Consider the following 23800-nt stretch of genomic DNA (forward strand, 5'->3'; position numbering starts at 1 on the left):
GTCGGAGGGGCCGGCAGCGTTACCCCGACGGCGTGGGCACCGTTGTTGTTGTCGTCGTTGTTGTCGACTCGGGAGTCGTCGACTGCGCCGGCGTGGAGGTGTTCGGGCTCGATTCGGTGGACCCTGACGGGGCCGGGGTAGTGGTCGTCGTGGTCTCCTCGGAGGGAGTGCCCGTCGTCGATTCGGTTGTGGAAGCAGAAGATTCGGCGGACTCCGATGCCGAGGCCGGCGTCGAGGTAGACGGAGAGCTGCTTGCACTCGACGACTCACTTGCCGCCAGCGCCGCGAGCACGGCCGGGGTTTGTACCGGCTTCGCCGCCGCGACACGCGCGGCTGCGGTTGCCTTCGCCACGCCGTCGGGTTCCGGCGATCCCGCAGCACTGACGAGCTGAGTCTTCGCGGTCACCGCAGGTGTCTTGTTGAGTGCGGTCAAGACGTCGTTCTTGCCCGCTCCGAGTCCACGATCCCAGTTGGCCCAGTTGTGGACTCCGTAGTTCGGAAGCGAGATCACCGAGACTCCGGCCTGTGCGAGCTGCAACTGCATGAGCACCGTCGACACGGCCGACAGGATTTCCAACGCGATCGCGTTGATCAGATCCGACTGCGAGAGCTTCGCCATGTCGGCGGGACTCGGAAAGCCGCTCCCGGACGAGATGATCAGGGTCTGACCGTTTTGCTTGAGCTTGTCGATGTTCTTCGACGGATCGTTCGCGGTCCACCGTGCGCTTCCCGGCGCGCCCCACATGTTGACGATCCCGTTGGTGTAGTTGGAGACGAGTGTCTGCGTCGCCAGCACTCCGAGCGCGCCGATCGGATTGTCGGTTTGGTAGTAGCCCGACATCGCCTGCACGACCTTGAACTGCTCGGGATGCCGCTCGGCGAGCGTGACTGCGGGCCCAGCGGACATCGACAGCCCGACAATCGCGTTGTTCGACCGGCTCACGCCGAAGTTGGTGGCGAGGTATGCGGGCAGTTCGTCGGTGAGGAAGGTCTCCTGCTTGATGGTGACGTTCTTGTCGCCTGCTCCGGCGTCCCAGTCGGTGTAGAACGATGACGCCCCTCCGGCGGGCATGACCAACGTCGTGTCGCTCTTACCGTCGTACACCTTGGCGGCCTGGACATCGGTTGTCCACGCGGAGCGGTCGTCGCGGGCGCGCATGCCGTCGAGCAGGTACACGCCCTTGTTGCTGCCGTTCGACGCTCGGATCTGCACGACGATCCACTTGTTCTGTGATTTCGACCAAACTTTGCAGTTCTGGACGTAGTTTCCCGACGAGTCCCACTTGCAGCCGTCACGCAGGACCTCGGGATGTCCGACGAGCGCCGACGCACGGTCGTCCTTGCCGATCACCGCGCTCAGACCCAGGAGGGCTGCCGTCAGCGTGAGCACCGTGGCGAGGCCGACGAGCCTGCGTCGGATTCGGCGTGGACCAGGGGTTTGGTGCCCCGGGGGCGTCGGCTCGTCGGCAAGTGAGGCGTCGTAGGTGATCCACTGATCGCGAGGATCGCCGGCAGCGGATTCGGGTGAAATGGGCATGAGTCTCCTGCGGTGTACGGACCCCGATGTGTTAGTGGTCGTTCTGCGGGCAGCGTCTGTTACATCCGCCCGGGGCTACCGTGGATTTCATGGCAGATACCGACACCTACGACGTCATCGTGATCGGCGCTGGGCCTGCGGGCGAGAACGCCGCCGACTACGCAATCCGCGGAAGCGCTCGACGTGCGGTACTCATCGAGGGTCAACTCGTCGGCGGCGAATGCTCGTACTGGGCGTGCATGCCGAGCAAGGCGTTGTTGGGGGCCGGCGCAGCGCTCGAGGCCGCGACGGGGCTGCCCGGTTCGCGGACTCGGGTCGTCGACGATCAGCCCGAACCCGGCCGTCTGCTGGCGTGGCGTGACTCGATCACCCATAAGCGCGACGACTCGTCGCAGGTCGACTGGGCGCATGGTGCGGGCATCGACGTGGTGCGCGGCGTCGGCAAGCTGGTGGGTGAGCGGGAGGTCGAGGTGGATGGTCGACGCCTGCACGCCACCGAGGCGGTGGTGTTGGCGACGGGAAGCGATGCCTCGATTCCACCGATCCCAGGTCTTGTCGACGCTGCGCCGTGGACGTCGCGTGATGCGACGAATCTCGTCGAGATTCCTGCGCGCATCGCGGTGCTCGGTGGGGGAGTCGTTGCCTGCGAGGCGGCGACCTGGCTCGCCGAGCTCGGGAGTGTGGTCACGATGGTCGTGCGCGGCCAATCGCTGCTTCCGTCGATGGAACCCTTTGTCGGGGAACGAGTGTCGTCGGGGCTGCGTGAGCGAGGAGTCGACATACGCTTCGGTACGACGTTCGGGTCGGTGGCGCGGCCGGAGGTTGACGACACGGGCTACGGGCGAGTGCACGGCGGGCCCGCTGTCGTCGAGCTCGCTGACCACGACGGCAATGTCATCGACCGACTCGAGGTCGACGAGATTCTCGTCGCGGCAGGTCGACGCCCGCGCACCGTCGGCGTCGGACTCGACGCGCTCGGCATCGACCCCAAGGCCGAGCTCGACGTCGACGATCACCTCAATGTCGCCGGGCACGATTGGCTGTACGCGGTCGGCGATGTCAACGGTCGCGCGCCACTGACGCACATGGGCAAGTACCAGGCGAGGGTCGCGGGTGACGTGATCGCCGCGCGCGCAGAAGGTCGTTCGCTCGACGGTGAGCGATATCTGGCCACCGCAGACCATGCCGCCGTGCCCCAGGTGGTGTTCACCGAGCCGCAGGTCGGGTCGGTCGGACTGACAGAACGTGCCGCCCGCGACGCTGGCATCGATGCCGTCACCTCCGAACTCGACATCGAGGTCGCGGGGTCGGCCCTCGCCCGTGAGAACTACAGCGGCCATGCGGTCCTTGTCATCGACCGTGCGCGAAATGTGTTGGTGGGAGCCACGTTTGCCGGACCGGACATCGCGGAGCTCGTGCATTCGGCCACCGTTGCCGTCGTCGGAGAGGTGCCCGTGGAAAGGCTGTGGCACGCGGTCCCGTCGTATCCCACGATCAGCGAGATCTGGCTCAGGCTGCTCGAGAACCTGCGCGGAAAGCAGAGTTGATCGGAGGAGATGTGCGCGGCCGCCGGTAGTGTCGGGGTATGGGCACGCCACATCTCATCACTGCTGCTGACCTGCGCGATCTGGGCGATGATCCCAAGCTGCGCGTCGTCGACGCGACCGTTCATCTCCGGTTCGGCGACGGAGCACCGCAGATCGAGTCCGGGCAGGCTTCTTATCTGGCCGGTCACATTCCCGGCGCGGTGTTCGTCGATCAACTCGCCGCGCTCACCGATCCCGACGGGGATGCGCCGTTCGCTGTCGCGTCGTCGGAACAGTTCGCGGCAGCCGTGGGTGCGGCCGGTGTCGGTGACGACTCGCGTGTCGTGGTCTACGACTCGGAGAACGGAATCTGGGCGACCAGACTGTGGTGGCAGTTCGGTCTGGAGGGCTTCGACAACGTGGCCGTGCTCGACGGAGGCCTGCAGGCGTGGGTTGACGCGGGCTTCTCCGTCGACCGTGGCGAATCAACTTATCCGCCAGCTGAATTCACAGCGCAGCGGCGCGAGGAGCGCATCGAGACCACCGACGAGGTGGTCACCGACGTCGACGACTCGGCCGTGCTACTGATCAACGCCCTCGACTGCGACACCTTCGCGGCAGGCCACATCCCCGGAAGTGTGAATGTGCCCTTCGGTGAGCTGGTCGACGAGCGGGGCAAGCTGAAAGAGGTTCCCGCGCTGCGGGCGATCTTCGACGCCGTAGGCGCCCTCGACGATTCGGTGCGGCCCGTGACCTACTGCGGAGGCGGAATCGCTGCCACCGCAGCAGCTTTCGCGCTCGCCGCAGTCGGACGCGACGACGCTGCGGTCTACGACGGCTCGATGAACGCGTGGACATCCGACCCGACGCGGCCGCTGACGACCAGCTGACGTCGAGTTGCGTGGGACCCAGGGGTGCAAAAATGCCCCCGAGGATCCCACGCAACTTTCGACGGGTGCCCCCAGTCGGACTCGAACCGACACTGTGCGGATTTTAAGTCCGCTGCCTCTGCCAATTGGGCTATAGGGGCGCGTCGACAAGCATGCCATGCGGCCCCTGCCCGATCGAACCAAACCCGTGCGGGAAGGGGGCCGTGGAGCGAGGTGTCGCGACTATCGATGGAGGCCGGCCTGGCGCACCGTCAGCCGCGCTGCGCGCTGAACGCACCACACCGTCCACACTGCTGAGATCAGCGCGATCACCAGCAGCTCGCTGGTCATCCACACAAGTCTGTTTCCGTTGACGGTGCTCGACGGGTCTTGGACCATGAACACCACAGCCATCACCGACAGCAGCCCGATCACGGCCGACGGCCAGCCCGCGCGCGCCTCGAGGTGATGCTTTTCGTCGATGACCTCTGCCGCGTGCCGTTGATGGTCCGACCTCGAGTCGTTGAGCTCGGAGAGTGCGATGAACAGGTCGGGGCTGCGGCGCGCCTGTGACGATCGGTGGTACGACAGCACCCACGCTCCGACCGCGACGGCGGCGAGAGCAAGTGAGAGGTAAACCACACCTCATGGTAGCCGAACAGGCTGCCTTCTCACCGTGGCCGATGAGAGCTGGATCAGCGACTCCTCCAATCAGCCGATACACCCTTGACTAGCTGACTTACTGCCGATAACTTAACGCGGGTAAGTGACCGCGACGCGCTAGGGGACTCGCATGTTGGCAAGACTTACCCGTGTGGCCATATCCGCGCCCAAACGTGTTCTCGCACTGGCGTTCCTGTTCCTCGTGCTCTGCGGAATCTACGGGGCTTCGGCATCCCAGCACCTGCTGGCAGGCGGGTATTCCGATCCGAACAGCGAGTCGGCGCAGGCGTCGCAGCAAATCGACGACACGTTCAAGCGCGGGGGTCTGCAGGTCGTCATCAAACTCGACGCGCCTGCAGGCACCGACATGGAGAAGGACCAGCGGGCCGCCGCGGTCGGCAAGTCGATCGTCTCCGAACTCGACGCCCTTCCCTATGTGCAGCAACCGGTTCTGTCGGTGTGGCAGGACCCGATGCTCGCGTCCGGCCTGGTCAGCAAAGACCGTAGTTCGGCGCTGATCATCGCCACGCTCGACGGCGGGGAAGCCGAGGCTCCTGCGCATGCCAAGGAGGTCGCCTCCCGATTCGAGGGCACCCGCGACGGCATCACGGTCCGCGTCGGTGGCCAGGGCATGGTCTTCCAGCAGGTCAACGAGCAGACGACGCGCGACCTCGCCGTCGCCGAGGCGATAGCGATCCCCATCAGCTTCCTCGTGCTCATCGTCGTATTCGGGGGCGTCATCGCGGCGATGCTGCCGATCGGCGTCGGCATCATCGCGATCGTGCTGACGTTCGCGTTACTGCGTCTGATAGGCACCGCCACCGACGTGTCGATCTTCGCGTTGAACCTCACCACCGCAATGGGTTTGGCGCTCGCGATCGACTACACGCTGTTGCTGGTGACGCGGTATCGCGAAGAAGTCGCCGGCGGCCGTGACAGAGCGTCGGCGATCCTGCGCACGATGCAGACGGCGGGACGCACCGTCGCGTTCTCTGCGGTGACCGTTGCTCTCGCGCTTGCCGCACTGGCGATCTTCCCGATGTATTTCCTGCGTTCCTTCGCGTACGCAGGAGTCGGTGTCGTGGTGATCGCCGCCGTGACGTCGCTGGTGATCACGCCCGCGGTGCTGATGCTCCTCGGCGACCGGATCGACTCCCTCGACGTGCGCCGCGGTGTGCGCAAGCTGCTGGGCCGTCCTGAGCCGACTCCACGCCCGGTCGAAGAGGGTTGGTGGTACCGCGCGGCGTCGTGGGTGCTGAAACGGGCCGCGCCGGTCGGCGCGACGGTCGTCGTCTTCCTGCTGGTTCTCGGTGCTCCGTTCCTGTCCATCAAGTTCGGCTTCCCCGACGATCGCGTGCTGCCCACCAGCGCCAGCGCGCATCAGATCCAGCAGGAGATCCGCGACGACTTCGACCAGAACCTCTCGTCATCGGTCACCGTTGTCGCGACCGGAGACGTCTCCGCACAGACGAGGGCGGCGTATTCGCAGGAGTTGTCGCGGGTTGCCGACGTCAACTCGGTGTCGGGGGCGGGCGGAACCTTCGTCGACGGAAGAGCTGTTGCCCCGGCGAATCCCGCGGACCAACGCGGCGACGTCGGAGTGATCACGGTCGCCACCAACCTTGAACCGATGCGGCCTGCGGGCGAGCATCAACTGGCTCAGCTCCGAGACGTGCCGGTACCCGCGGGCCTGACAGTGAAGTTCACCGGTTCCGCGGCGACCAACGTCGACACCGTCGACTCCATTTATGCGCACTTGCCGTGGGTGCTCGGGGTGATCGCGATCGCGACGTTCGTGCTGCTGTTCCTCTTCACCGGAAGCGTCATTCTTCCGCTGAAGGCGTTGGTGCTGAATGTGTTGTCGCTGTCGGCGACGTTCGGTGCGATGGTGTGGTTCTTCCAGGAGGGTCACCTCGGCGGATTGGGCACCACGTCAACCGGGTATCTCGCGGCGACGATGCCGGTGCTGATGTTCTGCATCGCGTTCGGGTTGTCCATGGACTACGAGGTGTTCCTGCTCGGCCGGATTCGCGAATCGTGGCTCGCGTCGGACAGGTCGCGCGCGGCCAACGACCGGGCCGTCGCGCTCGGCATTGCCAGGACCGGTCGCGTCATCACTGCCGCGGCGCTACTGATGAGCATCGTGTTCGCGGGAATCGCAGCGTCGGAGGTGTCGTTCATGCGTATGTTCGGTGTCGGACTCACGCTTGCGGTGCTGATGGATGCCACCCTCATCCGGATGCTGCTCGTTCCGTCGTTCATGCGCCTCGCCGGGCGCCTGAACTGGTGGGCACCCGCACCTCTACGTCGCCTGCATGACCGCTTCGGACTGTCCGAGGAGATCGACGACGAGCCGCCGAGCACGCGAGAGACCAACAAGAACGAGACGACTACGCAGGAGAACAGTGACACGGACCAGCCGCAGGAGCCGCTCGCCCCGCGGGTCGGGTGAACTGCTGGCCGACGAGATCATCGACGCCGCCACGTCACTACTGCTCGACTCCGAAGCCGCATCGGCGGTATCGATCCGGGCGGTCGCCGACCGGGTTGGAGTCACCCCGCCGTCGATCTATCTGCACTTCGACGACAAGGACGCACTCCTCGAAGCCGTCTGCGCCCGATACTTCGAGAGTCTCGACAAGGAACTGGCCGCGGCGTCGGAGGGAGTCGACGATCCGCTGGAACGAGCCCTGCAGATGGGCATCGCCTACGTGCGGTTCGCGGTCGACACGCCGGTCCTCTACCGGGAGGCCTTCCATCACGTCTCGCCCGTTGCTGAGCGCAGCAAGGTCGACGAGGTGCTCGCGGCGTCGGCGTTCGTGCGATTCACCGGAACTGTCAGCGAACTAGCAGAAGCGGGCATCTTCGCCCCCGACGAGGTCGGCGACGTCGTCCTGGAACTATGGACCGCTGCGCATGGCGTGGCGTCGCTGATGATCGCAAAGCCGGGCCTGGGCTGGGGCGATGACTTCGCCGTTGCCGCGCAGACCCTTCGCTCGATCTGTCTGGGGCGAGCGGTGCTGTCGATCCGTGAGTACGAGTCACCCGACGAGGTTCGAGTGTTCCTCGACTCACTGAGTACGCCGTCGAATCCCTCAATTGGTCAAGAGAAGGTAAAGTCGGAACTCGAACGGGTCGATCCCCGTTGATGAGACGTACACGTCCATAATAAGGAGCACCTGTGCGAGACAGCAGTAACCCGGTGATGCGCGGCGTCGTCCGCGATAACCAGAATCCCGGCGGCTACGCCGGCTTCGGGTCGAACATGGCCGGGGCCGGGCAAGCCGCGATGTACAACCAGTACGGTCAGCAGGTCCCGCCGCAGTACGCGCCCCCGCAGGCCGCCGGACGCCAACTGACCATCGACGACGTCGTGACCAAGACGGCGATCACGCTCGGCGTGCTGACGGTCACGGCAATCCTCAGCTACGTCCTCAGCAGCTACAACAACGCGTTGGCCGGGCCCCTCATGGGTATCGGCGCGATCGTGGGCCTCGTGCTCGTGTTGGTCGCCTCGTTCGGTCGTAAGCAGGACAATCCCGCGATCGTCCTCGCCTACGCGGCCTTCGAGGGACTGTTCGTCGGTTCGATCTCGTTCGTGTTCGCGAACTGGATGGTCAGTGGAGACACCAGTGCGGGCGCGCTGATCGGCCAGGCGGTTCTCGGCACGTTCGGCGTGTTCTTCGGAATGCTGCTGGTCTACAAGATCGGCGCCATCCGAGTGACCCCGCGCTTCACGCGCATGCTGTTCGCCGGACTCATCGGTGTGATGGTGCTGATGATCGGCAACCTGATCATCGGTCTGTTCACCGGCAGTGCCGGTGTGCTGCGCGACGGCGGTCCGATCGCGATCATCTTCTCGTTGGTCTGCATCGCGTTGGCGGCGTTCAGCTTCCTTCTCGACTTCGACGCCGCGGATCGCCTGATCCGCGCCGGCGCACCTGCCCGTGCGGGCTGGGGCGTCGCGTTGGGCCTGACGGTCACCCTTGTCTGGCTCTACGTCGAGATCCTGCGTCTGCTGAGCTACTTCAACTCCAACAACTAGTTTCGGCCCCCTCATACACCGAGGCCCTGCACTCTCCGTGAGTGCAGGGCCTCGGTGCTGTGTTGGGGGTCTGGTCAGCTCAGGCGCTCGAGTACCATCGCCATGCCCTGGCCGCCGCCGACGCACATCGTCTCGATGCCGAACGTCTTGTCGTAGGTCTGCAGGTTGTTGAGCAGCGTGGTGGTGATACGTGCACCGGTCATTCCGAACGGGTGGCCGAGCGCGATGGCACCGCCGGACACGTTCAGCTTGTCGTGGTCGATGCCCAGCTCGTTTGCCGAACCGATGACCTGGACGGCGAATGCCTCGTTGATCTCGAACAGGTCGATGTCGGAGATCGACTTGCCTGCGACGCGAAGCACCTTACGCACGGCCTCGATGGGGCCGAGGCCCATGATCTCGGGCGAGAGTCCGGTCGCGGCGGTGGCGACGACGCGCGCGAGCGGGGTCAGGCCGAGTTCCTTGGCCTTGGTGTCGCTCATGATGACCAACGCGGCCGCGCCGTCGTTCAGCGGGCAGGCGTTGCCGGCCGTGATGGTGCCGTCGGGGCGGAAGACGGGCTTGAGCTGCGAGATCTTCTCGTAGGTCGTGCCCGGCCGGGGGCCATCGTCGGTGCTGACGACTGTGCCGTCGGCCAGCGTGATCGGGTCGATCTCGCGCTCGAAGAATCCGGCCTTGATGGCCTCTTCTGCGCGGTTCTGGCTGCGCACGCCCCAGTGATCCTGGTCTTCACGCGAGATGCCGGTAAAGCTCGCGACGTTCTCGGCGGTCTGACCCATGGCGATGTAGACATCGGGGATCAGGCCGTCCTCGCGCGGATCGTGCCACGCGGGAGCGCCACCCTCCGCGCTGCGCTCGGTGCGGGCCAGCGCCTCGTCGAACAGCGGGTTCTTGGAATCGGGCGCACCGTCGGCGCCGCCGGAGATGCCGAAGCTCGACACGCTCTCGACGCCACCGGAGATGAACACGTCACCCTCGCCGGCCTTGATCGCGTGCAGGGCCATGCGGGTGGTCTGCAACGACGACGAGCAGTAGCGGTTCACGGTGACGCCGGGAATGTGGTCGAAGCCGAGTTCGACGCCGAGCACGCGAGCGATGTTGTAGCCGCCCTGGCCGCCGGGCTGGCCGATTCCCCAGTGGATGTCTTCGATTTCCTTGGGGTCGAGCTCGGGGACCTTGGCGAGAAGTGCGGTGACGATCTGGCGAGAGAGTTCGTCGGGACGAACGTCTTTGAGGGATCCCTTTCCGGCACGGCCGATCGGGGAGCGGGCATGGGCAACGATGACAGCTTCAGGCATGTGAAACACGTTACTGGACAGCCCGGGTGTCAGATCAGCCGGATTTGTCACTCGTCGGAGCGCGGAGCCTTCGATGCGGTCTCCGGTTGGACGAGCGGCAAGAAGACGTCGTCGACGATGGCGCGCAGGACGTCGTCCGGTACGGGTTTCAGGGACATGAGTACCTCGTATCGATAGAGGTCGGCCGGCAGTGTCATGGCTCGCTCGGTCACATGTGCGGGGTCCACCTCGCCACGAGCGATCGCGCGTTCGACGATGGTGGCCATGGTCGACGCACGATCGCCGACGAACAGCGCGCGAACCTCGCGGGGGTTGGTGCCGCCCTCGGCGAAGTACTCGCCCAGACTCGACGCCATCATGACCACGAAATCTGCGCGACTGTTGTTCATGTCGCGCAGCGCTTCGAGGACGTCGTCGCGCAGGTTCCCGGTGTCGGGTACGACTACCTCGACCTGTCGCCCGCGATGGGAGATCGCAGCGCGCAGCAGGTCACCGCGTGTCGCCCACCGACGGTAGAGCACGGGCCTGCTGGTCCCGGCTCGTTCGGCGACAGCCTCGAAGGTCAGCCCCGAGTAGCCGCGGTCGAGCAACTGCTCCCACGCGGCGTCGAGGATGGCTGCCTCGAGTTCGGCGCCGCGGCGTCGCGTGGGGTTGGTGTCCCGGTGTTCAAGATCCACTTGCGTATCTTATCGCGTCGGCCTATCGTCGAAATAAGATACACAACTGATTCTTAAAGGGGTTCCCATGACGGCAACAGCGTCCCCGGCGCAGACCATCGATCCTGCGACGCGCCGTGTCGCGTGGGCCGTGATCATCGGTCTGATCGCACCGATCCTCGACACCACGATCACCACCATCGCGCTCGAGACGCTCGGCCGAGACCTCGACGTTCCGGTGTCGACGATCCAGTGGATCAGTACCGGATACCTCCTGGCGCTCGCCGTCGCGGTGCCGTTGGCGGGTTGGGCGGCAACGCGATTCGGGTCACGCGTCGCCTGGATCGCGGGGCTGCTGATCTTCCTGCTCGGCTCGGTCCTGTGCGCGATGGCATGGGATGCGCCGTCGCTCATCGCATTTCGCGTTCTGCAGGGCCTCGGCGCCGGCCTGATCATGCCGCTGATGATGTCGATCCTGGTGTCGGCCAGTCGTGGAGTGGCGCTCGGACAGGTCATCGCTCTGGTGTCGATGCCGACCGCGCTGGGGCCGATCCTGGGTCCCGTGCTCGGCGGCGTGATCCTGAACTGGCTCAACTGGCGTTGGCTCTTTCTGATCAACGTCCCGATCGTGGCCGTCGCGCTCTATCTCGCGCGGCGTATCCCCGGCGACGACCGCACCCGCGGCGCCGACGACCACCACGCTCACCTCGATGTCGTCGGATTGCTGCTTCTCGCACCGGGTTTGGCGCTGATCCTGCTCGGACTCTCCAACGCCCACGCGGGCTTCGTCAGTCGGAGCGTGATGATTCCGCTGGTCGTCGGCGTGATCGCGCTGGGAGTCTTCGTGGTGCGCAGCCTGGTGTCTGCGCGCCAGGGGATCGTCGACATCCGGATTCTTGCTCATCGCGCAGTTGCCGCGTCGTCGGCCGGACTGTTCGCGTTCGGCATCGCATCGTTCGGAGCAATGTTCTTGCTGCCCTTGTTCTTTCAGCAGGTGTTCGGCGATTCGGTGCTCCGGGCGGCGCTCTATCTGATCCCGCAGGGCGTCGGAGCGTTCGTGACCCGCGGAGTGGCGGGAAAGTTGACCGACCGGTTCGGCGGGCGTTGGGTGGCGGCGTGCGGGTTCGTGATCGTCGCGGGCGCCACCGTGCCGTTCGCGTTCGCCGATGCGGGAACCTCGGTGATCTGGTTGATGATCGCCCTACTGTTCCGCGGACTCGGACTCGGGTTGCTGTTGTCGCCGATCATGGCCGCGGGCTTCATCGGCGTCCCCGACTCCGCGCGTCAGGACACCAGCATGCTCACCCGGATCACTCAGCAACTCGGCGGCTCCTTCGGAACCGCGATCCTCGCCGTCGTGGTCATGTCTGCGGCCTCTGCGGCAGCGGGCTTCTCCGCGGCATTCTGGTGGTCGGTGGTGTTCGCACTGGTGGGCGCGGTGCTCGCGCTCATTCTGCCGTCGCGGCCCGCGCTCACGTGAACGGCGTGATCTCGACGCCCTCGGCGGTGAGTAGTTCGCGGGTTGCCACCGCCATCGCGACAGCGGCGGGACTGTCGCCGTGCAGACACACCGAGTCGACGTCGATCCGTATCGTGTCGCCTTCGACGGATTCGACGACGCCGTCGGAGACCATGCGCAGCACCCGACCGGCGACCACCGTCGGATCGTCGAGGACTGCGCCCGGTTCGCGCCGGGAGACCAGGGTGCCGTCGGAGTGGTAGGCCCGATCTGCAAAAGCTTCTCGGACGACCGGGATTCCGCGATCCGAGGCGATCTCGAGCAGCAGCGAACCCGGCAAACCGAGTACGGGAAGAGCTGGATCGACCGCGGCGATGGCGTCGACGACGGCGCGCGCATGCACTTCGTGGTGGACGGCCGTGTTGTACAGCGCCCCATGCGGTTTGACGTAGCTGACCGTGCCTCCGGCGGCGCGAGCAATGGCCTGCAGCCCGCCGATCTGATAGACGACGTCGTCGGTCAACTCCGTGAGCGTGGCGTCGACAAACCGCCGCCCGAAGCCAGCGAGATCTCGATAGCTGACCTGTGCGCCGATGCGGACACCGTTCGCGAGTGCGCTTCGACATGTTCGTGCCAGCGTGCTCGGATCGCCCGCATGGAAACCGCAGGCGACGTTGGCGCTGCTGACGACCTCGAGTACGGCGTCGTCGTCGCCGAGTTCCCAGCGGCCGAACGACTCGCCGACGTCGCTGTTGAGATCGATGCGCGTCATTCGACGGTCCGTGCGCGCCGCAGCAGGCGGGACATGAATTTGCTGGCGGGCACGGTCTCGGACAACTCGGGCGGCTCGGGTAGCGGTGCAGGTCCCCACTCGCCGATCTCTTCGAGGACCGGGGGAGTGAGGATCGCCGCGGCGAGTTCGTATCCGGCGGCGGACGGGTGGAACTGGTCGGGCGAGAACATGTGGTCGGGCTTGGCCTTGAACTCCTCGGAGAGCAGGTCGGCCAGCGGAACGGCGACGCCTCCCGCGCTGCGCACCGCTGCCGCCTGACGGGCGGCGAGCCGCAAGCCCCAGATACGCAACACCGACCGCAGCGGCTGCGGGATCGCGGTGATCACGCCGAAGTCCGGGCAGGTGCCGACAACGACCACGGCACCGGTCTCGCGCAGGCGCCGAACCGCGGCGCCCAGGCGATTCGCCGAGGCCCGGATGCCGTTGGTCGCGGTCACGTCGTTGGCGCCGACCAGGACGACCGCGACGTCGGGTCGAAGTCCCGCGATCAGCATCGCGTCGATCTGCGCGGCAAGACCCTTCGACGTCGCCCCGACGATGGCCTTGTTGCTGTAGCGGATCGCCCGACCGGTATCCGCGGCGACGCGACGGGCGACACGAACGCCGGGGGTGTCGTCGGCCGACTCGACGCCGAGTCCGGCGGCAGTCGAATCGCCGAACACGGTCAGGTGCAGATCGGCGGTGGAGTCGCGGGTGACACGCAGTGGGCCACCGCCGTCCGGCAGGTAGATGCCGTCGCCGTTGGGGGCGTTGTCGGTGCGGTGGGGGATGGTGGTCCTGGCTTGTTGTGCCTGCCAGACCAGCACGTTGTATGCCGCCCAGGTGGCGCCGGCCCCCGCGGCCGTCGCGGTCGCTGCGGCACCGACATCGCGGAGGACGTGACGCGAATCGGACACGCGTCCCAGCTTAGCGGCAAGTCGAATGTGGACGGCTTGCGACGCTCTGGGACCATAGAGGTATGCGCATCGCCAATCACGTCGTCGACCTGGTGGGCAACACACCACTGGTCAAGCTCAACTCGGTGACCTCGCCCGGATCGGGGCTGGTCGCGGCCAAGGTCGAATACCTCAACCCGGGCGGCAGCAGCAAAGACCGTATCGCCGTGCGGATGGTCGACGCCGCGGAGAAGTCGGGGGAGCTGAAGCCCGGCGGCACGATCGTCGAGCCGACGTCGGGCAACACCGGTGTCGGGCTGGCGCTCGTCGCGCAGCAGCGCGGATACAAGTGCATCTTCGTGTGCCCCGACAAGGTCGGCGAGGACAAGCGCAACGTCCTGCGTGCCTACGGCGCCGAGGTCGTCGTGTGCCCGACAGCCGTCCCGCCCGAGCACCCCGACAGCTACTACAGCGTGTCCGACCGTCTGGTGCGTGAGGTCGACGGTGCGTGGAAGCCCAACCAGTACTCCAACCCTGCGGGTCCGCAGAGTCACTACGAGACCACGGGCCCCGAGATCTGGCGCGACACCGACGGCACGATCACCCACTTCGTCGCGGGCGTCGGCACCGGTGGCACCATCACCGGCACCGGCCGGTATCTCAAGGAGATATCCGGCGGCAAGGTCAAGGTCGTCGGCGTCGACCCCGAGGGATCGGTGTACTCCGGCGGCACCGGTCGGCCGTACCTCGTCGAGGGCGTCGGTGAGGATTTCTGGCCCACCGCGTACGACCCGAGCATCCCCGACGAGATCATCGCGGTCTCCGACGCCGACTCGTTCGACATGACCCGACGCCTCGCCCGTGAGGAGGGTCTGCTCGTCGGCGGCTCCTGCGGCATGGCGGTGGTCGCGGCACTGCAGGTGGCGCAACGGGAGGGACCCGACTCCGTCGTGGTGGTTCTGCTTCCCGACGGCGGGCGCGGCTACATGGCCAAGATCTTCAACGACGAGTGGATGAGCAGCTACGGATTCCTTCGTACCCCGCTCGACGGGGGCAAGCCGGAGCCTCTCGTGGGAGATGTGTTGCGCGGCAAGACCGGTACGCTGCCCGACCTCGTGCACACCCACCCGCAGGAGACCCTGCGCGACGCGATCGAGATCCTCCGTGAGTACGGGGTGTCGCAGATGCCGGTCGTCGGCGCCGAGCCGCCGGTGATGGCGGGCGAGGTCGCAGGCGCGGTCACCGAACGTGATCTGCTCTCCGCGGTGTTCGAGGGTCGTGCGAACCTCGCCGATCCCGTGTCGGCGCACATGGGAGATCCGTTCCCGCTCATCGGTTCCGGTGAGCCCGTGTCCGCGGCGACCAAGGCGCTCGGCGAGTCCGACGCACTCATGGTCGTCGAGGACGGAAAGCCGATCGGTGTCATCACCCGACACGATCTGCTGGCGTTCGTCAGCACTCATCCGACGATCACCGCCGGTTAGCGTCCAGATACCCACTCAGCGAGGAGTTCTCACGTGAAGAAGTACCAGCGTCCACGCGGCTTTTCCACCGAAGCCATCCACGCAGGCTACGACCCCGACCCGCAGACCGGCGCGGTGAACGTCCCGATCTACGCGAGCTCGACGTTCGCCCAGGACGGTGTCGGCGGTCTGCGAGACGGATTCGAGTACGCGCGTACCGGAAATCCGACGCGTCGAGCGCTCGAGGCGAACATCGCCGCGATCGAGGGCGGAACGTACGGGCGCGGATTCTCCTCCGGCATGGCGGCCACCGACGCGATGCTGCGCGCGTCGCTGCGTCCCGGCGACCACCTCGTCATCCCGAACGACGCCTACGGCGGCACCTTCCGCCTGATCGACAAGGTCTTCACCCAGTGGGGCATCGACTACTCGGTGGCACCGGTCAGCGACATCGACGCGGTACGAGCGGCGATCACCCCGAAGACCAAGCTCGTGTGGGTCGAGACACCGACCAATCCGCTGCTGAACGTCGGCGACATCGCCCGACTCGGTGAAATCGCGCACGAGGCGAAGGCAAAACTGGTGGTGGACAACACCTTTGCGACGCCGTACCTGCAGCGTCCGCTGGAACTCGGTGCCGACGTCGTACTGCACTCCACGACCAAGTACCTCGGCGGCCACTCCGACGTCGTCGGAGGCGCACTGGTCACCGACGACGAGCAACTCGACTCCGACATCGCGTTCCTGCAGAACGGTGCGGGCGCTGTGCCGGGTCCGTTCGATGCCTACCTGACGATGCGTGGCATCAAGACGCTCGCGGTCCGGATGGAGCGGCACTGCGACAATGCCGAGAAGGTTGCCGAGTACCTCAACCGCCACGACAAGATCGAGCGCGTGCTCTACCCGGGCGATCCCTCGCATCCCGGTTACGAGGTCGCCGCCAAGCAGATGAAGCGCTTCGGCGGGATGGTCTCGGTGTTGGTGTCCGGCGGCATCGAGGACGCCAAGAAATTCTGCGCCCGGACCGAGGTGTTCACGCTCGCCGAGTCGTTGGGCGGCATCGAATCGCTGATCGAGCATCCCGGTGCGATGACCCACGCCTCGACAGCCGGGTCGTTGCTCGAGGTGCCCGAGAACCTGGTGCGCCTGTCCGTCGGCATCGAGGACATCGACGACATCCTCGCTGACCTGGAGCAGGCGCTGCAGTAAGCCGGACCCCTGGTATTCGGAACCGCCGCAGGTTGCGCTGCGTGAGGCATCGCGACCGCGTACGTTGACGCTCATCATGCTGATCACACAAGCCGAGATCGACGACGCCGCGGTGGTGTTGGCGCCCGTGATGCGCCGCACTCCGATGGTGGCGTCGCGGGTGTTGTCCGAGCGCAGCGGCTCCGACGTCTGGCTCAAGTGCGAGAACCTGCAGCGCACAGGATCGTTCAAGCCTCGCGGCGCGTTCTACCGGATCTCGCGGCTCACGCCCGAGGAGCGTGCCGCGGGCGTCGTTGCGGCCAGTGCCGGCAATCATGCACAGGGAGTGGCATGGTCGGCGGCCCACCTCGGCATCACCTCGCGCGTCTACATGCCGGTGGGCGCCGCCTTACCGAAGTTGGCCGCCACCAAGGCATATGGGGCAGAGGTCGTGCTCGTCGGTGAGACGATCGACGAATCACTGGTCGCCGCACGAGCTTTCGCCGAAGAGACCGGCGCGACGCTGATCCACCCGTTCGATCATCGCGACATCGTGGCGGGGCAGGCGACCGTCGGCGTCGAGATCTGTGAGCAGATGCCCGACGTCGGTTCGATTGTCGTCCCGCTCGGCGGAGGTGGGCTGCTCGCCGGGATCGCTGCCGCAGTCAAGGCACGGCGACCGGGCGTGCGGATCATTGGTGTCCAAGCAGCGCAGGCAGCGGCATGGCCGACGTCGCTGCAGGAGGACATGCCCGTTGCGGCGACCCACATGTCGACGATGGCCGACGGGATCGCCGTCGCGCTGCCTGGCGACGTTCCGTTCGCCCATGTCCGTGAGTTGGTCGACGACGTGGTCACGGTCGACGAGGGACAATTGGCCACCGCGTTGCTCCTGCTGCTCGAGCGCGCGAAGCTGCTCGTCGAACCCGCGGGCGCCGCGGGAGTTGCCGCGCTGATGAGTCTCGACCTCGATCTGCCGGGACCGATTTGCGTCGTCACCTCCGGCGGGAACATCGACCCCCTCGTGCTCAGCCACGTGACCACCGCGGGACTGACCGCGTCCGGTCGTTTCCTGACGGTCACCGCCACGATTCCCGACCGCCCGGGTGGCCTCATCTCGCTGCTCGAACTATTGCGTGAGCAGGGGGCGAGCGTTGTCGACGTCGTGCATTCGCGTGTTGCCGACGACCTACAGCTCGGCGAGGTGCAGGTGACGGTCAGCGCCGAGACCAGGGGCGCAGAGCACCAGGAGGCTGTGCGTGCCGCTCTCGCCGACGCAGGCTTCCTGCGCTGACGGGGTTTCCGGCGAGCGGCGTCGGATCAGGTCTGCGGACGCAGCGTCGAGAAGTGGCGCAGGGTGTCGGTTTCGACCGTCTTGAACACCGACGCCGCTGTCGGCCCGCTGAACAGCCTGACCGGCTTGGCTCCGGTCGCGAGTTCGAGAGCAAAGCGCCACACGAGGCGGCAGCCGACGTCGGCGCTGCTGACCTCGGTCAGTTCTCCGAACCGCGACAGGCCGGGTACGGTCACCGATTCTCCGCGAAAAGCGTTGCGGTAGTGGTGTTCTGCCGGCTCCTCGAGCCAGTCGAAGAAGTACTCGGAGAGTGCCACGCCTGGGCCGAGTTTGGCCTGACGGGTCGTGCCGACACCGTATGGCGGCGGCGAGGTGAACTCGATGCCCCTGATCGCCCGGCACCAGTCGAGTGTGTGTTGGCGTGTCAGCTCTGCCCACGCGCGTTCGGGCGTGACCGGCAGGTTGACGTCGATGCGATAGCTCACCGGTGCCGTGTCGAAGAAGTCGAGGCCGAAGGAGTCGAGTGCGTAGCTGCGAGCCATCGTGCCATTCAAGCACGGCGCCGCACCGTCTTTCGGCGATACGTCCAGCGCGGACGCTCTCGATATGCACCGCGGGGCTAATCTGGCACAGTGTCCGTCCCCGCAACCACCGTGATCGGTCTGCTCGGTCCCGTCGCCACCGGCGTGTCCGCGGCGCCGGATTCGCCGGTGACGCCGGATGATCTGATGACGGTTCCGGGCATCCGCGCAAAGCGGCTGTTGGCGTCGCTGGCGCTGGCCGGAGGGCGCACCCGCTCGGCAGAGCGGCTCATCGACGATGTGTGGGGCGACGATCCGCCACGGTCACCCGGGGCGGCACTGCACACCCAGATCTCCCGGCTGCGGACCGTCCTCGGGGCCGGGCGCATCGAGGCGTCGGGCAGCGGGTATCGCTTGATCGGCGGACGCACCGACATCGAGATCGTCGAAGAACTCATCGCGCAGGGAACCGTGACCGCGCTCGACGACGCCGCGTCGTGGTGGCGTGGCGAGCCAGGAGATGACCTCGGCGTCGAGGCGGCATCGCTGATCGACGAGATCCGCGCACGGGCGGGACACGCGGAGGACGCGTTCAACCGTGCACGCAGCGCGGCCGCGATGAAGTCCGGCGACTACTCCACGGCGCGCGAGATCGCTGAACAACGTTGTGCTCGTGACCCATTGGATGAGACGGCTGCGCTGGATCTGATGCGCGCGCTCGCCGGTGAGGGACGCGTCGCCGATGCGCTCGCCGTGTACGCCGCACTGCGCCGTCGACTATCGACGGAGTTGGGCGTCGATCCCGGTCCGACGATCACCGAGTTCCACAACGCGTTGCTCGCCGAGGGAGACCTCGATGTTCGACGACCCGCTCCGAGCGCCCGACGCTCGAGTATGCAGACGGGTCTGCTGGTGGAAACGAGCGACCTCATCGGGCGTGAGGGCGACGTCGCGTCGATTCTTGAGCAACTGAAGGCGAATCGCGTCGTCACCATTCAGGGGCCGGGCGGAGTGGGTAAGACGCGGGTGGCCAACCGCGTCGGGCACCGACTCGTCGACGAGGGATCATCTGTCTACTACGTTCCGCTCGCACCGATCCGCAACGACGACGACGTGGTGCCTGCCATCGCTGCGACGCTCGGCGTCGGTGAGTCGGACCTCGGTACCAACGCGCGACCGCGCATCGCGCCGACCGGTGATCTGCAGGACCGATTGATCGACGCGCTGCGCGGGCGGGGCGCGCTGTTGATCCTGGACAACTGCGAGCAGGTGATCGAGCGGTGCGCGCGCCTGGTGGCCGATCTGCTTGCTGCCGACTCGTCGTTGAAGATCCTCGTCACCAGCCGATCCCCGCTGATGCTGCCCGCCGAGCAGATCTTCGGATTGCCGACACTCGACGTCACCGAAGACGGTGCCGCCGTCGAACTGTTCGTCACCCGAGCCCGCGCGGTGCGGCCCGACGCCGATCTGCCGCACGAATCCGTCGCGCGACTGTGCCTACATCTCGACGGCCTGCCGTTGGCAATTGAGTTGGCGGCAGCCCGAATTCGCACCATGACGGTCGAGGAGATCACCGATCGGTTGGCGGAGCGATTCGCACTGCTTCGCGGGACGGACCGCAGCGCTCCGGACCGGCACCGCACGTTGCGGGCCGTGATCGATTGGAGCTGGGACCTTCTCGACGACGATGCGCGTGAGGCGTTGCGTCGGCTGTGTAGGTTCCCGGCCGGATTCACGGCCGACGCGGCGGGAATCGTGCTGGGCTATCGCGGGTTTCGGCTCGACGACACTCTCGCCTCGCTGGTCAATCAGTCGTTGCTGACCGTGATCGAGGCCGACGGTCGGGTGCGCTACCGGATGCTGGAGATGGTGCGCGAGTTCGGCGAGGAGAAGCTCGCCGCGGAGCCGGGGCTGTCGTCGGAGGTCAACTCCGCGATGCGCGAGTGGGCCAGATCCGTTGCGTCGGAGATGGTTACCGGGTATGAGTCCGGCGTCGACGCAGGGTTGATGACCCGCGTTGCCGCCGACGTCGACAACCTCGTCTGGGTGCTCCGCCACTGCACGGAGCTGATCGCGCACGGCGAGAAGGACGACTCAGAGGTAGTCGACGCCGTCGACTGCGCGGTGCGCATCTTTCCCATCCTCGCCGGGTTCTGGATGGCGCGGGGCCTGCACGCGGAGATCATGAACTGGGGGTCGCGGCTGATCGACGTGTTGCCGACGCCACCTCGCGATCTTTCAGACGAACGTCGACGTGATTGGCAGGCAACGGTTCTCGCGTCGATGACGCATCAGATGCTCTGCCAAGACCTTCGAGAGCTCGCACGTGCGCGGTATTACCTGCGACGACTGCACAATCCCGATCGGATCTATCTCGAGCCGACCGAACTGATGACCGCGTGTGTGCTGAGTCGGAGTACGACCGAGGCCATCCGCTACATAGTGCGTGGCACGACGAGCCCCGACGAACGGGTGGCGACGACAGCGCTGGGCGGACGGATGAATCTTGCCGAGAACCTCGGCCGTCTGGATAAGGCCGAACGCGACGGGGAGACGCTGCGCAAGCGGTCGCGGCTCGGGAGTGACCACTGGATGTCGGCGATGGCTCAGGTGAGTCTCGGCGGAATCCACAGTCAGCAGGCGAATTGGTCTACCGCCGTTGACTTCTATCGGGGCGGAATCGCCGACCTTGTGCGACTCGGTTCCTTCGAGGACGAGATGCAGACCCGCTGCTACCTCGCGGTGACGCTGATCAACCTCGACCAACTCGACGCCGCAGAAGAACAACTGGTGCACGTTGCCGACGGCTGGACGCCCGATGACCCCGACCCGCGCGGGTTTCCCGAGGTCTTCGCCGGAATGATGCTTGCGTTCGGCGAACTCCGTTACGCGCGTGGCGATCTGGCCGAGGCCGCTGAGCTGTTCGCCCGAGCGGGAGACCTGCTGTTGCGCGAGCATCCGATGGCTGCGCGGGACCCCGGGGCCGCGATGCTGATCGGTGTTGCCGCCATCGGTCTGGTGCGCACCGGGCAGCTCGATCGTGCACGCGCGTTGCTGCCGGTACTGGCGTCGGGCGTCGTCGAGACGCTGTCGCCGAGCGGGTGGAACGATATCCCGCAGTCCGCGAATTTGGCGGTCGCAACGGGATACGTGTTGTGCGATAGGAGTGAGACCAGACGCGACGGTGCTCGGCTCCTGATGCTCGGAAAACGATTGAAGGCGCGCGTCGATTATCCGGGCTATTACGCAGTGTTGACCGACCTGGTCGGTGCGTCGAAGCTGACGCAGGAGGAGTGGGACGACGTCACCGCCGACATCCCGGGCATGTCCCGGCGGCGCGCGACCGAAGAACTCGTCGAACTGCTTGCGTCGAAGACGCCCCGCCTCGCCTGAGATCACACAGAGCGACGGGCCTGCCGCGTGGCAGGCCCGTCGCTCGTGCGTGTTGGTCAGGCGTTGCGCATGTAGGCGCGCACGGCGAGCGGAGCGAACACAGCGGTGATGACCGCTGCGCCTGCCAGCGCCCACACCACGTGGATACCCGCGTGTCCGGTCGCGGTGAGCTCACGCACCGCGGTGACGAGGTGGCTCACCGGATTCACGTTCACGAATGCCTGCAACCAGCCCGGCATCGTGTCGACGGGAACGAACGCGTTCGACATGAAGGTCAGCGGGAACACGACGAGCATCGAGATTCCTTGTACGGCAGAGGCTTTGCTCATTATGCAACCCATGAGTGCGAAGATCCAGGAGACGGCGAAGCTGCACACCATGACCAGGACAACCGACGCGATGACGCCGAGTGCGTCGGGGCGCCAGCCCATGATCAGGCCCATCACGACGGTGATGATGCTCGCGATGAGGTAGCGGATCACGTCGGCGAGAAGGGCCCCCGCCAGCGGACTGATGCGTGCGATCGGCAGCGAGCGGAATCTGTCGAAGACGCCCTTGTCCATGTCTTCACGCAACTGTGTTCCGGTCACGATGGAGCTCATCACCACGGTCTGCACGAGGATTCCCGGGATGATGACGGGAAGATACGACGAGACGTTGCCACTGATGGCACCGCCGAAGATGTAGGTGAACATCACCGTGAAGATGATCGGCATGATTGTCACGTCGAACAGTTGCTCGGGGTTGTGCCGGAGTTTGAGCACACCGCGGTAGGCCATGGTCAGCGACTGGCGTGCGGTCTCCGCGAGAGAGACGGACTGTTTCGCTCGTGCTCGGATGGCGCCGGTGGTGATGGCATTGGGTGTGACGGCTCGGGGAAGTGTTGTGGTCATCAGAGGTTCTCCTCTTGCGTGGCTTCTTCGTCTGCGGGGGCGTCGTGGGAATCGGCGGGTTTGCCGGTGAGGGTGAGGAACACCTCATCGAGGCTCGGTTTCTGGACGTTGATCTCGTCGACGGTGATGCCGTCGGAGCGCATGGCGATCAGGACGTCGGGCACGAGGTCAGGGCGGTGCAGTGGGGCGGAAATCCTGCCTGCTTCTGCCGATAGGGTCGCGGGTTCGCCCAGGACGCGTTCGACGATCTCGGCGACGCGCGGGGCGTCGGACCGTTCGAGTGGGGCGAGTTGCAATGTGGCCGCGCCCACCGAGTTCTTCAGGGCGTCGGCGGTGTCGTCGGCGATGACACGACCGTGGTCGATCACCGCGATGCGATCGGCGAGTTGGTCTGCCTCGTCGAGGTACTGGGTCGTCAGCAGCACGGTGGCGCCGTCAGCGACGAGTCGGCGGATGGTGTCCCACATCTGGGCGCGGGTGCGGGGGTCGAGTCCGGTGGTCGGCTCGTCGAGGAACAGCAGTGGTGGGGTGTCGATGAGGCTGGCCGCGAGGTCGAGGCGTCGACGCATTCCACCGGAGAAGTCCTTGAGCGGACGGTCTGCTGCTTCTGTGAGTGAGAACTCGTCGAGCAGTTCGTCGGCTCGGACCTTGGCTGCTTTCCGCGAGAAGCCGAGCAGAAGGGCGAAGACGACGAGGTTCTGTCTCGCCGTCAGGTCTTCGTCGACCGATGCGTACTGGCCGGTGACGCCGACCAGCGACCGGACGGCCGTCGAGTCGCGCACGACGTCGTAGCCGAAGATCGTGGCTGAGCCCGCGTCTGGTCGCAGGAGTGTGGCCAGCATGCTGACGGTGGTGGTCTTGCCTGCTCCGTTGGGGCCGAGGACGCCGTACACAGAGCCGGTCGGAACTGCCAGGTCGACGCCGTCGACGGCGCGGTTCGAGCCGAATTGCTTGACCAGTCCGCGTGCATCGATGGCAAGTTCGGAACCCAGGGGGTTCGACGCGCTCGTCGTCGCAGTGGTGGTGGTTGTCGTAGTCATGGCGTCAGCCTGCACTACGCGACTGTCGTGGGCCTTACGTCAACTGTCATGCAGCGGCGTCGAGGCGTCCGCGGTGTCAGGGCGCCGTGAGATCTGTGGCGCCGTGAGATCAGTGGCGCCACAGATCTGTAGCGCTCAGTGGTGGGGCGGGCGAGGTCACGCCGCCGATGCGGAGTGCACCGAACTGAGGTGAGGTGCGGTCGCGAGATCGGGGGGTGTCAGATGGTCTGTGTAAGTCCAGTGCTCATCAGTGAGAGGAAGATCTATGAGCATGGCGTTAGACGACA

19 protein-coding genes and 1 tRNA gene are annotated in these 23800 nt (G+C 66.1%); 10 read left to right on the top strand and 10 right to left on the bottom strand.

Going from position 1 to position 23800, the window contains the following annotated elements; all coding sequences use genetic code 11:
• Positions 1-19: 19 nt before the first annotated feature.
• Positions 20-1537, bottom strand: coding sequence for an alpha/beta hydrolase (locus A5788_RS17460; protein WP_082937905.1), 1518 nt, complete (start codon positions 1535-1537; stop codon positions 20-22).
• A gap of 89 nt (positions 1538-1626) precedes the next feature.
• Here A5788_RS17460 and A5788_RS17465 point away from each other — a divergent pair, with 89 nt between their 5' ends.
• Both A5788_RS17465 and A5788_RS17470 read left to right on the top strand, forming a co-directional pair.
• Positions 1627-3084 (top strand): dihydrolipoyl dehydrogenase family protein, encoded by a 1458-nt coding sequence (locus A5788_RS17465; RefSeq protein WP_064869426.1) that lies wholly within the window; start codon positions 1627-1629, stop codon positions 3082-3084.
• 38 nt (positions 3085-3122) lie between these two features.
• Positions 3123-3953, top strand: coding sequence for a sulfurtransferase (locus A5788_RS17470; protein ID WP_064869402.1), 831 nt, complete (start codon positions 3123-3125; stop codon positions 3951-3953).
• Positions 3954-4019: 66 nt separating this feature from the next.
• Here the strand turns inward: A5788_RS17470 and A5788_RS17475 are convergent.
• Both A5788_RS17475 and A5788_RS17480 read right to left on the bottom strand, forming a co-directional pair.
• A tRNA-Leu gene (locus A5788_RS17475) sits at positions 4020-4093 on the bottom strand.
• A gap of 82 nt (positions 4094-4175) precedes the next feature.
• On the bottom strand, positions 4176-4574 hold the full coding sequence (locus A5788_RS17480; protein ID WP_049699690.1) for a hypothetical protein: 399 nt from the start codon (positions 4572-4574) through the stop codon (positions 4176-4178).
• Between the two features lie 151 nt (positions 4575-4725).
• Here A5788_RS17480 and A5788_RS17485 point away from each other — a divergent pair, with 151 nt between their 5' ends.
• Genes A5788_RS17485 through A5788_RS17495 form a run of 3 tightly spaced genes read left to right on the top strand, consistent with a single transcriptional unit; the run spans position 4726 to position 8640 of the window.
• On the top strand, positions 4726-7047 hold the full coding sequence (locus A5788_RS17485; RefSeq protein WP_064869404.1) for an MMPL family transporter: 2322 nt from the start codon (positions 4726-4728) through the stop codon (positions 7045-7047).
• Positions 7001-7744, top strand: a complete 744-nt coding sequence (locus tag A5788_RS17490) for a TetR/AcrR family transcriptional regulator (protein WP_049699688.1) — start codon at positions 7001-7003, stop codon at positions 7742-7744. The genes A5788_RS17485 and A5788_RS17490 overlap by 47 nt, the downstream gene beginning before the upstream one ends.
• Positions 7745-7776: 32 nt before the next feature.
• Positions 7777-8640, top strand: a complete 864-nt coding sequence (locus tag A5788_RS17495) for a Bax inhibitor-1/YccA family protein (RefSeq protein ID WP_049699687.1) — start codon at positions 7777-7779, stop codon at positions 8638-8640.
• 74 nt (positions 8641-8714) lie between these two features.
• On the opposite strand, the gene A5788_RS17500 is transcribed toward A5788_RS17495, so the two are convergent.
• Both A5788_RS17500 and A5788_RS17505 read right to left on the bottom strand, forming a co-directional pair.
• Positions 8715-9938 carry an acetyl-CoA C-acetyltransferase gene (locus tag A5788_RS17500; RefSeq protein WP_049699686.1) on the bottom strand — a complete coding sequence of 408 codons (1224 nt, stop codon included), beginning with the start codon at positions 9936-9938 and terminating at the stop codon, positions 8715-8717.
• A gap of 47 nt (positions 9939-9985) precedes the next feature.
• Positions 9986-10615, bottom strand: coding sequence for a TetR/AcrR family transcriptional regulator (locus A5788_RS17505; protein ID WP_064869406.1), 630 nt, complete (start codon positions 10613-10615; stop codon positions 9986-9988).
• 67 nt (positions 10616-10682) lie between these two features.
• Here A5788_RS17505 and A5788_RS17510 point away from each other — a divergent pair, with 67 nt between their 5' ends.
• Positions 10683-12074 carry a DHA2 family efflux MFS transporter permease subunit gene (locus tag A5788_RS17510; RefSeq protein WP_064869408.1) on the top strand — a complete coding sequence of 464 codons (1392 nt, stop codon included), beginning with the start codon at positions 10683-10685 and terminating at the stop codon, positions 12072-12074.
• On the opposite strand, the gene A5788_RS17515 is transcribed toward A5788_RS17510, so the two are convergent.
• Together A5788_RS17515 and A5788_RS17520 are read right to left on the bottom strand one after the other, a co-directional pair.
• On the bottom strand, positions 12067-12825 hold the full coding sequence (locus tag A5788_RS17515; protein ID WP_064869410.1) for a LamB/YcsF family protein: 759 nt from the start codon (positions 12823-12825) through the stop codon (positions 12067-12069). The two genes, A5788_RS17510 and A5788_RS17515, sit on opposite strands and share 8 nt — an antisense overlap.
• Positions 12822-13742: an SGNH/GDSL hydrolase family protein gene (locus A5788_RS17520; RefSeq protein ID WP_064869412.1), complete on the bottom strand. Its 921-nt coding sequence runs from the start codon at positions 13740-13742 to the stop codon at positions 12822-12824. The genes A5788_RS17515 and A5788_RS17520 overlap by 4 nt, the downstream gene beginning before the upstream one ends.
• 62 nt (positions 13743-13804) lie before the next feature.
• Between A5788_RS17520 and A5788_RS17525 the strand changes: the two genes are divergently transcribed.
• From A5788_RS17525 to ilvA, 3 genes are all read left to right on the top strand, one after another.
• A complete protein-coding gene (locus A5788_RS17525; RefSeq protein WP_064869414.1) occupies positions 13805-15205 on the top strand; it encodes a cystathionine beta-synthase in 1401 nt (466 codons plus the stop codon).
• 33 nt (positions 15206-15238) lie between these two features.
• Entirely contained in the window at positions 15239-16393 is a 1155-nt protein-coding gene (locus A5788_RS17530) for a cystathionine gamma-synthase (RefSeq protein WP_049699680.1), read from the top strand.
• 76 nt (positions 16394-16469) lie between these two features.
• The gene (gene ilvA, locus A5788_RS17535; protein ID WP_064869416.1) at positions 16470-17666 is read left to right on the top strand and encodes a threonine ammonia-lyase; all 1197 of its coding nucleotides are present in this window, start codon (positions 16470-16472) and stop codon (positions 17664-17666) included.
• Between the two features lie 26 nt (positions 17667-17692).
• On the opposite strand, the gene A5788_RS17540 is transcribed toward ilvA, so the two are convergent.
• Positions 17693-18208 carry an SRPBCC family protein gene (locus tag A5788_RS17540; protein ID WP_064869418.1) on the bottom strand — a complete coding sequence of 172 codons (516 nt, stop codon included), beginning with the start codon at positions 18206-18208 and terminating at the stop codon, positions 17693-17695.
• Positions 18209-18298: 90 nt separating this feature from the next.
• Between A5788_RS17540 and A5788_RS17545 the strand changes: the two genes are divergently transcribed.
• Complete coding sequence (locus tag A5788_RS17545) at positions 18299-21580, top strand: BTAD domain-containing putative transcriptional regulator (RefSeq protein WP_064869420.1); 3282 nt, start codon at positions 18299-18301, stop codon at positions 21578-21580.
• A gap of 56 nt (positions 21581-21636) precedes the next feature.
• Here the strand turns inward: A5788_RS17545 and A5788_RS17550 are convergent, their stop codons facing one another.
• Positions 21637-22473: an ABC transporter permease gene (locus A5788_RS17550; RefSeq protein WP_049699676.1), complete on the bottom strand. Its 837-nt coding sequence runs from the start codon at positions 22471-22473 to the stop codon at positions 21637-21639.
• A complete protein-coding gene (locus A5788_RS17555) occupies positions 22473-23513 on the bottom strand; it encodes an ATP-binding cassette domain-containing protein (RefSeq protein WP_064869430.1) in 1041 nt (346 codons plus the stop codon). Before A5788_RS17555 ends, A5788_RS17550 begins: the two co-directional genes overlap by 1 nt.
• Positions 23514-23800: the final 287 nt, after the last annotated feature.

The sequence above is a fragment of the Gordonia sp. 852002-50816_SCH5313054-c genome, assembly GCF_001665925.1.
GTDB classification, from domain to species: domain Bacteria; phylum Actinomycetota; class Actinomycetes; order Mycobacteriales; family Mycobacteriaceae; genus Gordonia; species Gordonia jacobaea.